Below are 13,602 nucleotides of genomic sequence, written 5' to 3' on the forward strand. Positions count from 1 at the left end.
TGTGCGGACAAAACCGCCGTCCAAACAGTCATTCTCAATGACCGCTTTGCCGATGTGAAGTTCAGTTTCTAAATAGTCTTGCGAACTGGTCCGCGTGCTGTTTGCCCTCAGGGAATGTGAAAACTTGGCCGCGTTTGCTCAATGCAGGTGTCCGGCAAAGTCCGCATGGGGTTTGTCAAGAACGCTTGTGTCATGTCGACGACGCAGTCTTGATAGGCTATCGCGCCATGGCCTGCTTCGGGGATTAGAAAGGTTTGCGCGTTGGGCAACGTTTCTGCAGCAAGGGCAGGCCAGCTTGGAGCAGTCTGCATGTCCCATGTCCCGCCAATAGACAGAACCGGAATATCCGAAACAACCGGATCGTGAAATCCGGGCCGCTCTACCGGAGTGAACGCGCTACACGCAGCAAAAAATTCCGTTGCAACCGGCTCGTAAATCAGCCCGACTTCGGGCCATGGCAGCGCGGCCGATGTCTCGCGGAACCCCTCAAGGCTGTTGAATGGGATGCTCTCCTGACAGGCGTAAATCCAGGTGTGCAGGTTTCCCGCAGTTTCCTTCAAAGTCCGGCTGACGCCGCGCTGGACGTTGGCAAAAATGGCATCGACTTCGGCATCCGACATCGCATCTATTAAGGCCAGAAGACGGCGCTGGCTTTCTTGGGGGAAAGTATCCCGGACGTAGTTCCGCAAAGCCTCCGGATCGGGTTCACCTTCGCGAAGCTGGGCATACCCCAAAAGAGCAGCGCGGCGGCGATCCTCGTTTTCCAAAATCTTTCCGGCGCCCCGGATCATCTCGTCGTCAAAAATGCGTGTCAGAGGCACTTCGGTTTCCAGAAGTCGTTCGCGCAAGGCGTCGATCGCACCGTCGAGAGCTTCATCCGACTGCACGGCGACCTCGGCACTGCTCTCCGCTTCATCCACCGCCGCAATCTCGACGTCCAGCAGTCCGTCGCGTACACCATCCAGGGGCGATGTTCGGCGGGGGTATCCATCAGTTGCAATGATCTTGTCCACGATAGGCGTGGGCTCGCCATCCGCCATCCGCGCAATCTCATAGACAAACGCAGGGATTAAGGCAGTCGCGGCGCTTGGGTCCGCGTAAGTCCCGTTGCGCGCAAGAAATGGCGTCAAGACGGCAATGACCGGCAGCGGATCGCCCGAATTGCTCAAAAGCTCGCCCGCCGTGGCACGGTCCAGCGTGTCGCGCAACACGTCCCGAAAGTCCGGGAAGGCAGCATTGCACGCGGCGTCCGCGGCACACTCCGCCAGTGTTATCTCGATGACCTCCGAACCGGGAACCGCCAGTGTATCATAAAGCGGAACCTGCAGAGGGGCTACGCCGTCGATAACCGCAGAGCGGACGTTTTCTGGATGGGACCGTAGGATTTCCAAAGCCAAGCGTGTGCCATAGGAAATGCCATGAAGGTTGTAGGTTTCATACCCCAACGCGTTCATGAGCGCGGCGGTGTCGTTGGCATTCTCTTCGGTACTGTAAGCTGCGAGGTCGGTGCCTGCTGCCTCGATTTCCGCAACACAATCACGTAACAGAGCCGCTGGCGTAATTCGGGTGTCATCTGGTGGCGTCTCCGTGAACGAGAACGAACCCGTAATGACGTCGCCCAAGGACCGGTCGAGCGCCCCCCTGCATGTTGTCGACGTCGATGACAGAACCGAAGCGCGCTGGTCGAACATGACGACATCACGAGTTTGCCGTATCGGCTCGAAAATCTCGGCGAACATCTCAATGCGGGATACGACCCCGCCTCCGGGCCCGCCGTGCAAATGCAGCACAGGATCGGGTTCAGGATAGGTCGAGTGCGCCCGCATTACTGTAAAGAACAGGTCGATCCTCTGGCCGCTGGGAGCGTCATGGCGTTCAGGCACATTCACTGTGCCGCAGACGATTGTCTCGCCCTCGATTTCATTCCGCCCCAGCGGCGTCGGGCATTTTGCGACCATGACTGGGTAGTCTGAGTTATTGCCGCCGTTCGTGTATGCCGCAAAACGATCCGGAATTTGAGGTTCGCCGACAAGGCCAGCGATCAAAGCAAGAATTTCGATTAATTCCACATCACCACCGTAATTTAAAAACAAGTGTAGACTGACGGTGAGATGCTTAAGCGTCAACGCAGTTCGTTCATGCGAAGTCAGCTGCAAACTGTTTATTTTGCCATTGGACTACACCAAAAATTCACACGCTGGAAAACCGGACGTTGGAGTTAACGCAGCATTTAAGCACTCTGGGCTCGGTGCCCTCGTTCGCTGCATCTGGCGTGAACGACTGCTCTGCGGACGAAACAGACGTTCGACCCAGCGTAGCAATGTTATGACAAACACTTAGCCAGTTCATTGGAAAACCTGCTCGCGAATGTCTTGATTAATTAAGTAAGACCTGAGCTTCTCGACGTGAAACCACAGGTCTTGCTACTTTGACTCTTCTGAGTTGAACAAAAAGGTCGGGAAACAGCAGTTCAATCTCACTAGACACACTGCGACCAAGTTGGTCCCCGACGAACAGGCTTTCTGAAGGAACACCGTTTGCGTACACCACTTGGTGTCCTTCAAGCAAAAAATGGTAGTAGGTGAATGTCGAACCGGAATTTTGCAAACCAATACCCGGGAGCCCAATCAGCGCCTTGGCGGGGATCAAAACTTCCGGCTCACCAAAAAGTAATTCCGACTTGTATCCCGCAATCAGTAGTCTGTGCTGTTGGGAAATAAGTAGCGGTCGGACGTTCCCTAGAACTCTTCTTTCTATTTTTACAGGTTGTAGTGAAGGGTTACGAAGAAGCATAGAAGGCCTGATTTGGCGACTGCCGATCCAGAGTATGGGCATGTTGAAGCCAGATGTGGTCGTAACTAAGTCCCCTTCTTTCAAATCTTCAACGGGAACTTCTCCTTGCGGAGTTTGTATTAGCGTTCCGTTAACAAAGCATGGCGGATTGTCGGGATCGAGGTCGCTCTCCGTAATCTGCCAATTGCCTGTCCTCATAGGGCCAGTAGGGTTCAAAGTGTCATAAGCGTAAACTTGTCCACCGACTCTGATGAATTCACCTGACTCTCCGGTGCCCCTATAGTTGCCCTGACCTAAGTAAGTGTAAGATTGAAAAGTTTGTCCGCCGTCAAAAGATATTGTTGCCCCGCTGATTATCGCTGGCGTTGTGGTGTTTTGAACAACCAAATCACCTTGTCCTGTCTCATTGACACGATGCGCCAGTATGTCAAACACCACTAGGTACCCCTTTGTACTCCGTTAATGGCCTGAACGCATTATATTCACTTTTTTCTATTTGCGAGAAGAGCTGATTGCCTGCCTTGGGCTAAGAGCCGCCCCGAGCAAAAATAAGCCGCCCTATACAAGGGGCGGCTCTGTAAGGGCAGGGTTGGCCGAAAATTAACTTGCCGCATCGGCCTTCGGCATCGCATCCCGCGACGCTTTTGCCGTTTCTTCCACAAGGCGCTTTTGCTCGTCAACCAGCACCGCATAGCCGACCCAGAACATTCGCATGTCTGCCAATGGCGCTGAACCTGTAAGGCCGCTAACACCGGCGTCGATCGAACGCAGCATTTTCCCGTGATAGTCGTCGGTCATGCTGATGCAGACTTGATCTCTTGTTGCTTCAAGCAGAAACATAAAAAGTTCGCGCTCATGTTGTGTTGCGAGCGCGAGATTTTTTCACTGTCTTCCCTGTCAACTAGGGAGCGTTCAAACCGAGTCGCCCTTTTTCCAAGTGTCGCTAGCTATCACTTCAATGATGATGGAGAAAGTCTGAATTTGAACGACAGCGGACGTTCGCAGAAATCTGCTGAACGACCGGCATGCGGACAAACCCGCCTTTTGCTCTCGCCGCTATTGCTGACGCAGCAATTGCTCGCAAGTCCGGCACCATGATCGCTTCTGCGCACAGTTGTCGTCAGACCGGTCATTGACCGGCTTGGTTCGGGCCGGATCCGGGATCGTACCCTCGCTGCAACTGGATCCGACAACCCAGACGTGGACAAAGCCGACTACAGGCCTTTGTCCGCTTTGATGACCGGCTAGATGAAGATCTAACACGCAGCAGAGTTCTCGGGTCGCTTCGAAACGATCACAAGCTTTACATTTTTGGCCATTTTCCGCACGATCTAGCGACTATCTTTTTAAATACATTTTTGTAGGAGATTTGTTATGGCTGTAAATCGCCGCGATACTGCTTTTGAGGGCCGTGTTTCAGCAGCAAAAATGGCGCGTGATCGGGTTCACCCAGAGCACAAGGCTAACCCAGACGAGCAGCGTTACGCTTTCGCCCATTATCCAATGAGCTTCACCAAGGGTTTGGATCACGACCGCAAAACCGGTCTGGTTTCGAACAAGGGCCATTTTGAGGCCTTTCGTCAGGCCATCGACGAGGGCTGGATCGAACCCTTCACGTCCCGTGTACCGGTCCCGGTTGTACCCGATGGAGAAAAAGACCCACATCCTCGCCGCAGATGGGAGGCGCCAACCGCTGGGGTCGCATACGACTTAGAAGGTCCTGATGCACAAGCAGTGACCATGCCGCCAGCACCAGAGTTATGCTCCGATGAGCTGACTTATGAAATGGCCGAGGTTTATGAACTTGCGCTTCTCAGGGATGTCCCGTTCAGCAGTTTCGATGAAAGCGGTGGCGACGGACAGGCCGCAATCGACGCCTCAGTCGCGCGCCTCGAAGCCTTGAACTATGCTGTGGATGGCTATCAAGGCCGCCCGCGTCTTGCGGCGCCAACCGGCAGCATCGATGAGAAACGGCAGCTCGCCTTCCGCGGCTCATCGCTCGGCGTCGAAAAGGGCCCATACCTGTCACAGTTCATGTTTATCGGTAATGACACATTGTCCGGAGCGAAAGTCGCGGATGGATTAATTGGTTATGGTGCGCAAACCATCGATCAAAAAGTCCCTGTCGCTAAGCCAGGCCTGGACTACATGCAAACCTGGAAAGAGTGGCTGGACGTTCAGGATGGGTTTGACGTTAATGCGCGCGCCAGCGGTCAAGACTGCTTCCCCGGCCAGATGTTCGAGGATCAAACCCGGTTCATTTGTACCCCGCGCGATTTGGCGACCTATGTGCATTTCGATGCGCTCTATCAGGCTTATCTGAATGCCACGCTGATCCTTTTGGGAATGGGAACACCTTTCGATCCCGGTTTTGCGCAACTCTCCGGCATGCGAGATGTCTTTGACCCAAGCGAAGGCCAGGCGCAAAATGCAGGAGGATTTGCACTATACGGCGGGCCGCATATTCTGACATTGGTGACCGAAGTGGCCACCCGCGCTCTCAAAGCCGTGCGCTTCCAGAAATTCAACAATCATCTCCGACTTCGCCCAGAAGCGCTTGCCGCGCGCATGACAAAGGCCACATCAATTGAGTGCACGCACCCAAGGCTTTGCGGTGTATTCTCCAAGATGTGCGAAGATCTGATGGAAAACGGCACGGATGATATGCCCTCGACCTTGGGCGCAATCGCTGCAAAGAAAGCAAAAAAAGATCCTGATCTTAAGGGAGAAAAGGGCAACTTCCTGCTGCCTATGGCATTTGCAGAAGGCTCGCCAATGCATCCGACCTACGGCGCAGGGCATGCCACTGTCGCAGGCGCCTGCACGACGATTGTCAAAGCCTTTTTTGATACTGGCACGTTGCTCGGCCGAAAGAAGGCCGATGATTGCTCCGACGGTAAGATCGGCTTCTTCAGTCAAATTGACGGTGCTGTCTGCTTTGAGCCGACCAAGCTCGACAAATACGGTGCCAACGCGCTTCACAAAAAGAACCTGGATTGCCCTCTGACGCTCGAAGGCGAGTTGAACAAACTCGCTTCAAATATCTCGATCGGACGCAACATGGCCGGAGTGCATTATTACTCTGACTACTACGACAGCCTGCGGATGGGTGAAGAGATCGCCATCGGTTTGCTAGAAGAACAGGCGCTCTGCTATCCAACCGATCCCTTCGTGCTCTCGGTACCGACCTTTGATGGTAGTGTTCGCCGTATTGGGCGGAGGTGAAACAAACTCCGGCGACTGCCTAAGACAATAGGCCAGTCGCCAGCACGGCACGCTTTCTAAAATTGTTTGGTATGTAGATTTCTTGATGATTGCGCAAAAAAAAGCGAACCCGTCATTCGCTGCGCCACAAACGAATGGCAATTATACCCGCTGCCGGGCTGCTCCTTGAACAGAGCAGGTGCAGCGAAAACTGAATACTTCCGGTATGGGCTCGGTGCGGTCATTCGCAAAGTACTCGTGAGCATCTGCTTTGCAGACCTAGGGTTCATATGATTAAGCGACTTCGAACCAACCCATCATCCCAGTCGCCTGATGTGACAACATATGACAGTGGATCATCCATTTGCCAGGATTGTCCGCGACGAAAGCCAGCTCGACAGTTTCATCAGCAAGGATGAGAACGGTGTCCCGTACGTCTTTGTAAGGGGCAGAAACACCGTTGCGTGACAGAACAGTAAAATGATGTCCGTGGATATGTATACCGTGTGGGAACGCTGAGCGATTGACCAACTCCATGCGCACTGTTCTACCAAGCCTTGCCACAAACAATGGTTCCTCCATACCATGGGTGACCCCATTGAATGCCCATGCCATGCCGCGAGATGTCAGTTCGCGGAAATCCATCGTCTCGCCTTGATAAATGGCTTCATCAATACCCCGCATGGCACCACCGTTCATTAGCAGCGGTTGGTTTTGCGCAGATGCTAAATCAACCTTTGGCAGTGTTTTCCACGGTGGTAATGGTCGGACATTTTCTTCCGAGGGCTGTACCGGTTTGCCCTCCATACGGAACGAGGCAAACTCCACTTGATTTCCTCTTCCAATGTCGACCAGGAGACTGGTCGTTTCTGGAGAGGTCGCCGGTGCGTCAACGACTATGTCGGCCCGCTGCGCTGGCGCCAGTTCCAAGACTTCCAGGCTACGCGGTGCAACGGGATGACCGTCCAGCGCGATCAGGGTCGGGGATAGGTCAGGCAGGCGAATTGGCATGATCCGGTCGGTTGCGAAGTTGATCATCCTCAGGCGCACACGCTCCCCGGGGCGAAGCGCAAACTCCGGGTATGACTGTCCATTTACTGTCCCTGTATTGCCCATCCGTCCTGCATGAGCCGCTGCATGAAGATCGTCCCATCTATCCTCTACAATCGATCCATCTTCGTTGAGTAACCAGTCATCTAGCACAAGGATCAATTCGCGAGTTGCCGCGCCGGACAGGCCCAGCCAGGGCTCGGTGTCTTCCACGATCAATGGACCTGCAAGTCCGCGTGCCACCTGCTCTCGGCTCCGGTTGTGGGAGTGATACCAGTATGTTCCGGGGTCGGGGCAGACAAAATCGTAATCGAACTCGCCTCCAGTTGGCACAGGTGCTTGGGTGAGCGGAGCCGTACCATCCATTGCATTGTCGATACGGATGCCGTGCCAGTGTACAGCTGTAGGCTGTGGCAGTTCGTTCAGCAACGTGCGCGACACCCGCTCGCCGGCCTTAACCCTTATCGCAGGACCTGGAACTGATCCGGCACCTTGTTGGGCATAGGCCCAAACATCCGTTCGCGGATACCCTTCAGGGGTGAGTTGCGCTGTTGATGTCGTTGCTCGAAGTACCGACTGAGTTCCGTTGGCATGGCTGTTTATTGGTAGCAAGGGAACTGCTCCAACCGCAGATAGACCAGTTACAAATAAGCGACGTGAAAGCGATGTCATAAGTCTACTCTTCATAAAGGTTCACAGGCGGAGTCGTTACAGAAGAACATGTTGCTGTCGTAATAAGTATCAAGAGGGCAACAAAGCCCTCAATCTTGATTGAACGGCGCAACTTAGACGCCGCGTCTGAGCCACCATATTCTAACGCGGGGACGAATTCAGTTTGTTAAAGGCAGCAAGGCTCAGTAACCCGAAAAAGAGCATTGCCTTGATAACAAGTGCTTGGCCGTAAGCTGTGGAGAGCTCCGCCGCGAGGGATCCACTCATGAACCAGACAAATGCAAGCCATACAAAAACAAGCACCGGCACCGTAATGCCCGCGATTTCGCCGAAGCACGAAAGATTGCGTAGTCAGATTCTTGTAGCTCCAACGGATGAAACGGAGCTAAAGCCGCAACCCGAAACCCAACTGCCAGCAAATATATCATGAGCAGCCTCATCTGGCTGCCCCCGTTTGATTGTTAATGCATCATCGGCCTTTGATCCATTCCAAAATGGCGGGTCATAGAACGCTCTCTATTTACGGAGAGTAACTCAATCCGCAAACCGTGCCACTGCCGCGAAATGTCCTCTTCGGGCTCAAGATACACCACCGGCACAGCAAGGCGATCGCACTCGCGTGAGAGCCAAATTGAGAGCGGCACAGGCTCATGCAAGAACCGTTCAACGCAGACAGCATATAGATAAATCGTCTCGCTGGTAGCGTCCGGGTCAGTCGAACACTCACCCTCAAAACCGCGCGTGCCATCCTCTTGCAACACACAATCTCGGCAATTGGTCAGGGACACATCTAAGCCAACATAATTATTCATGGCGGTCTCTCCTTCAGCTCAAGGTCTTCGAGATACGACAATAGCCGCTCTCAATACCCGGAATGCCGAATTCTCAGCAGATACGCCATGACCGCATTCTGCGCATCGCCGACGTTGAAGGCGACCGTAGCATCGGTCGCTATGGGCTCTGAGCCGCTCAATGCCACCGCGGCAGGTCGCTGAGTTCGGGCCGCATGAAACCTGCCGTTCGTCAAGAGCGCGAAGTTCTTGATCTTTAGCCGTCTCTGTCGATCCGGAGACATTCGCCCATCGGTAGGCGACGTTCACGCCGGACGCCGCTAATTCGGGCTCTGAACCCAAACAAGACTTTCACCCTTCATATGAATGTCGTTATTGCTGACTTTCAGTGGTTTCTGTGGGCAAACCCGCTTCCTGCCATGCGGGGAACCCACCGGGATAGTAGCGGGGCTCCTCGAAGCCCCAAAGCTGCGCCTTAGCTGCGGCATATGCAGAATAAGGGCAGTGTGGTCCATGGCAGCTGAAGATCAGCGTGTCGTCTTTTGACGCGATTTCCATCAACGCTTCGCGTGAAAGTCCGACCATCAACGACAGGAAGTGTGCGCCAGGGATATGACCGGCATCGAAGTCGAGTTCGGCACGAACGTCCACGAAAACCGCGGCGTTATTCCTCCAAAGTTCATGCGCTTCCTCTGTTGAGATCATGCGAACATCTTCGACCGAATAGAGCCCCTCTGATTGAGAAACGAGTTCGCGTACCGTCGACCATTTCAGATCACTCCCTGCACCTTCCGGAACCCCTGCTTTGACCAACCCCTCAAAAAGGTGCTGCCTGTATTCGGGGTCGTATCCAAACATGTCTCCGTACCACCACAGAAGACTCTCCTGTGCAGTGAATGGGTCATAAAAAGAAGGGACCGCGATCTCGTTGTATTTTTCGATCAAGGCGGGCACTTCATCTGTTTCGTTCAGATGGCCGAGAGCGGAAACAAGGGTCATGATATCCGGCGCACTGTCGTTTTCCCTTGCAATGACACGCCGCATCGTGCTTACCGCTTCCCGGTATTTCCTTTGATGAAGTTGCGCGACGCCCAACTCACGCAGGTAGCGCGTGGTCTGCAAGGGGTCAAATCGGACCGCGTAACGCAGCGCAGCCTCCGCTTCGGCGGCCCGACCGGTGGCGTTCAGTACTTTTGCCTTTGCAACATGTATATCCGGATCGCTCGGTGACAGAGCGAGCGCCTTGTCCAACTCGTCAAACGCCTCGGAGTGACGCCCTTGTTCAACGAGAATCTGCGCTTTTAGCGAATAGGCAAGCGCAGAGGGAGCCTCCATCGCTTTATCGATGTTTTTCAAGACCTCTCTCCAAGAGCGTTCGAAGCCGCCTCCGGCGGCAAGGAACCAAACACTTTGAACAATACGCCAGTGCGCCGCAGCCAGCCCTGCATAGGCTCGCGAGTAGTCGGGATCGAGTTCAATCGCATTCTCGAAAGCAGAGATCGCTTCCGCGGTAGCGTCTTCGTTGTCACGTCGCAAAAGGTCGAGGCCACGCAGAACAGCGTCATATGCCAGCGGAGACTCTGTTTCCGCGCGTTCCAATCCACCTTCTTCAATCGCCGTCAGCTGAACGGCAAGAGCGGTGGTAATTTCCCGAAGAACCTGGTCCTGCAAGGCAAAGACATCTTCAATCTGGCTGTCATAACGATCGGCCCAAATATGATGCCCCCCGAGCGCGTCGATGAGCTGCGCGTTCACGCGGACCTGATCTCCTGCCCGCCTGACACTGCCTTCCAGTATGTACTGCACGCCCAGTTCCTCGGCTACTTGCTGCGACCTGACGGCCTTGTCCTTGTAGGTCCAACTTGAATTGCGCGAGATGACGAAGATACCTGATATCTTGGAGAGATCGGTGATGAGATCTTCTGTCATTCCGTCGGCAAAATACTCGTTTTCTTTGCTGTCGCTGAAATCTTCGAATGGGAGAACGACAAGCGACGGCTTGTCTGGCAATGGTAGGGCCATCCGGTCAACGGACGCGCGGGCGAATTCGGGTTTCCAAGGCTGCCAAACGGCAAGACCTGTGAGGAATAGCACGGCCAAAATGACTGCCGCAATCCAAGGGGTGAACTGGCGCTTGGAGGGTGGCGATTGCACTTCCAGCATCGGCGTCGAGAGGCTGGCCGCTTTCGCGTTTCGCTCGACTTTGTAGATAAGAATTGGAGTCGGGATATTCTTGACCAGTCGTTCACCAAGCGGCGTAATGTCGAGATCGAGTTTTCCGGCGATGTGCTCCATCACGGAACCCGAAAGACAGATGCCACCCGGATCGGACAGGGCCTCAAGCCTGGCAGCAATATTCACTCCGTCTCCGTAAATGTCTTCTTCATCTACGATAATGTCGCCGACATTGATGCCGATCCTGTACAGGATCGGTTCCTCGTCCCGGCTTGCATTGAATTCGTCTACCTTGTGCTGAATATCCACCGCAAAGCAGACCGCGTCGAAAACGCTTGAAAACTCCATAAGCGTTCCATCGCCCATGAGTTTTATGGTTCGTCCGTGGTATTGTTCAATTTTGGGTTCGATGAGATTCCGGCGCAGTTCCTTCAACGATGCGAGCGTCCCGCTCTCATCACGATTCATCATCGCGCTGTAACCGACGACATCTGCCGACAGTATGGTCGTGAGTTTTCGTTCTTGAGGCATCGCGATCATGTGCAAATCCTCGTGGGCGAGCAGGAGAAACACCCGTGAACGCTACGGGTGCCTCTGGAATTGCCTGCCAATCATGACATGATAGTCTAATTTCGATTGATAATAAACTGGTGGACCCTGATGAGGGCTTCGGCATGGGAGCCAGCTTCGTCCGCATCTTCCCAGTTCCACACCGGCGCAGCGAATGACGGCAACGGATCCGTCGGTTGAAGGCGCCGGCCAATGACCCGTCAGGGGAAAATCGCTGCGCTGGCGAACTCGCGTCGCCGCAGGCGCGAATACCACTAGCTTACTTCACCGATCGCACTCGCTGCGGCTGCACGAGTCCGGAAAGTCCGCAAAGCTGAATCTCACAAAAAACCTGCAAATGACCGAACGGAGCCAAGCTTAGACAGTTTCGGGTTCTTGGAAGCTGCTTGCAACGCGCAACTATCATTTTGACGCGGTCAATCGAATTTTCGTCTGCCGCAACCCGTATTAGCGGCTGCGCCGATTGTTGGATCATACCAGCATTTTTATAAGTAATTGCCGCATGCGTCGACGCTAGACCCGACGATGTCAGACTGACAGGAATGCGAAAGCAACGGACATGGTAGAATTGCGAATAATTCGGTCCCAGTGAAAATGATAGAATCCCTGGCTGGCGCACTTCTAGAGTATGGTCTTAACTTGGTGGTTTCCAATTGGCCTGTCTCATAGCATCGCCAAGGTCTTTCCCGTATTGCGGATTTGCAAAAAGCCTCTCAAACAGCGCATCCACGCGACTGTCAGGCCACTCGCGTGACAGTTGTTCCGATAGCGTCTTAGCTTCCACCTTATTCCCCAGCATCTGATGTGACGCCATGAGGTAAGCAACGGATACAGGTCCAACAGGACCGCCTTTTTCTGTTGCTCTCTCAAAGGCCGACACGGCACCTTCATAGTCCTTCATATGGAACTTTGCAGATCCCATCGCGTTCTGAAACACATAGCCTCGCTCTAGCTCGATTTTTGAGAGTGCTTCCTCGCTAATTTCCACAACTTGTTCAAATGAACCGGAATAGAGCAGGACAAGCGACACGAACTCCAAAACATGAACGTCGTGCGGTGCCAAACGCTGCGCTCTTTGCGCAAATTCCATGGCCTCAGGCCAGTTTCCCGTGGCAAACTTGACCCAGGCCATTGCGGACTGGCTCCAACCTGTTTCCGGGGCCAACTCAATGGCCCTGTTGGCCTGCACGTTGGCGTAGTTCAACATTTCTTTGCCGAGGTCGGCATCAGGTGTCAGCACCGCGATAGTTGCAGCTACTTGGGCCGCACCTGCATGGCCGCCGAAATAGCTGTCGTCGTTTTCAATTGCGCCTTTGAAAATGGTCAACGCCGCTTCAAGGCGCGCAGGTTCCAAGGCGGGAAAGATCAGATCGCGACCAGTATTTGCCAGATTGACAGCCTGCAGTCGCATTGGGGATGCATCAAAAATCGCGCCACGCTCATCACGGCTTAGCCCATCTACCGACAAATCAGCCGGCGCATCCTGCTTCGTCGAGTTCACACGATAGGCAACCGCAAAACAGCCTAGAATGATAATCCCCACAACCCCAACACCTGGCCGAGCCCATGCGCGCGCACTGATTTCCAGCTTTGAGAACTCGGGCTGAGCGGTTTCGGAGCCGCTTTTTGAAATTCGAGGTGCGTAACCACCCTTTGGCAGCTCAAACACCGTCTTTTCGTCAAGCCCGTCCGCGGCGTAATACTCGGCAAGCTTGCGGCGCAAGCGACCAGCGTCCACCCGCACGACATTTTCGCGGCGCTCTATCTCGTCCACTGAGCCACCATAGACATCCATTGCAATTGTCTTGGCGCGAATTTGATCTGCCCTTCCGTTGAGAGTTTCCTCGACTACATACACGAGAAAGTCCTGTAGTCGTAGTGACCCTTCGAAGGTCGTGGAGTTTACAAGCCGCTGAAGCGCTGCCCGCACATCCTTGGCGTCGGGCTTTTCCTGATCTTCTGCCGCTGGGGATGATCTGCCGGATAATACCATTTTTTTCAGAGAGTTACATCCATCGTTACACCGTATTATGCCCCGATAAACCTATTGTGAAAAGTGAATTCGTTGTTCGCTTTGGAAACATGCTGCTCCATCGAATGAGCTGTCTAAATGAAGTGTAACGCTGTTGATAATCTATTTCCCAATCAGGAGGCCGCGATAGCGAACCTAAGGCGGGAGGACACGGTTTTCGATGAAATTTGCCGAGACTATCAGCTTCTCAGTGACGAGCACCTCTCTTTGAGCGCTGAGCCTGGAAGTAAGTCGTACCAGTTTGCCTGCGACATCCGCGAAACTTTGGATGGTCTTCGGGACGAAATTGCCCGGTCACTGCGGCGGGCCGGGAAG

General features: G+C 53.9%; 8 protein-coding genes. 1 reads left to right on the forward strand and 7 read right to left on the reverse strand.

The window, feature by feature from the left end:
- Positions 1-107 precede the first annotated feature (107 nt).
- The 3 genes from GOX45_RS08895 to GOX45_RS08905 form a co-directional block, all read right to left on the reverse strand.
- Entirely contained in the window at positions 108-2,069 is a 1,962-nt protein-coding gene (locus GOX45_RS08895; RefSeq protein WP_171100001.1) for an alpha/beta fold hydrolase, read from the reverse strand.
- Between the two features lie 307 nt (positions 2,070-2,376).
- On the reverse strand, positions 2,377-3,228 hold the full coding sequence (locus tag GOX45_RS08900; RefSeq protein WP_171100003.1) for a Hint domain-containing protein: 852 nt from the start codon (positions 3,226-3,228) through the stop codon (positions 2,377-2,379).
- A gap of 165 nt (positions 3,229-3,393) precedes the next feature.
- Positions 3,394-3,591, reverse strand: coding sequence for a hypothetical protein (locus GOX45_RS08905; protein ID WP_171100005.1), 198 nt, complete (start codon positions 3,589-3,591; stop codon positions 3,394-3,396).
- 576 nt (positions 3,592-4,167) lie between these two features.
- Here GOX45_RS08905 and GOX45_RS08910 point away from each other — a divergent pair.
- A complete protein-coding gene (locus tag GOX45_RS08910) occupies positions 4,168-6,018 on the forward strand; it encodes a vanadium-dependent haloperoxidase (RefSeq protein ID WP_171100007.1) in 1,851 nt (616 codons plus the stop codon).
- 273 nt (positions 6,019-6,291) lie between these two features.
- On the opposite strand, the gene GOX45_RS08915 is transcribed toward GOX45_RS08910, so the two are convergent.
- From GOX45_RS08915 to GOX45_RS08930, 4 genes are all read right to left on the reverse strand, one after another.
- Positions 6,292-7,719 (reverse strand): multicopper oxidase family protein, encoded by a 1,428-nt coding sequence (locus tag GOX45_RS08915; RefSeq protein ID WP_171100009.1) that lies wholly within the window; start codon positions 7,717-7,719, stop codon positions 6,292-6,294.
- Positions 7,720-8,180: 461 nt separating this feature from the next.
- On the reverse strand, positions 8,181-8,531 hold the full coding sequence (locus tag GOX45_RS08920) for a hypothetical protein (RefSeq protein ID WP_171100011.1): 351 nt from the start codon (positions 8,529-8,531) through the stop codon (positions 8,181-8,183).
- A 351-nt stretch (positions 8,532-8,882) separates the two neighbouring features.
- Complete coding sequence (locus GOX45_RS08925; RefSeq protein ID WP_171100013.1) at positions 8,883-11,225, reverse strand: tetratricopeptide repeat protein; 2,343 nt, start codon at positions 11,223-11,225, stop codon at positions 8,883-8,885.
- Between the two features lie 664 nt (positions 11,226-11,889).
- Entirely contained in the window at positions 11,890-13,248 is a 1,359-nt protein-coding gene (locus GOX45_RS08930; RefSeq protein WP_171100015.1) for a tetratricopeptide repeat protein, read from the reverse strand.
- Positions 13,249-13,602 lie beyond the last annotated feature (354 nt).

It is taken from the genome of Ruegeria sp. HKCCD7255 (assembly GCF_013031565.1).
In the GTDB taxonomy this organism is placed as follows: Bacteria; Pseudomonadota; Alphaproteobacteria; order Rhodobacterales; family Rhodobacteraceae; genus Ruegeria.

Coding starts and splice junctions, on each gene's coding strand:
- GOX45_RS08915 (WP_171100009.1), bottom strand. CDS start 7,719: ATGACATCGCTTTCACGTCGCTTATTTGTAACTGGTCTATCTGCGGTT.
- GOX45_RS08920 (WP_171100011.1), bottom strand. CDS start 8,531: ATGAATAATTATGTTGGCTTAGATGTGTCCCTGACCAATTGCCGAGAT.
- GOX45_RS08930 (WP_171100015.1), bottom strand. CDS start 13,248: ATGGTATTATCCGGCAGATCATCCCCAGCGGCAGAAGATCAGGAAAAG.
- GOX45_RS08910 (WP_171100007.1), top strand. CDS start 4,168: ATGGCTGTAAATCGCCGCGATACTGCTTTTGAGGGCCGTGTTTCAGCA.
- GOX45_RS08925 (WP_171100013.1), bottom strand. CDS start 11,225: ATGATCGCGATGCCTCAAGAACGAAAACTCACGACCATACTGTCGGCA.
- GOX45_RS08905 (WP_171100005.1), bottom strand. CDS start 3,591: ATGACCGACGACTATCACGGGAAAATGCTGCGTTCGATCGACGCCGGT.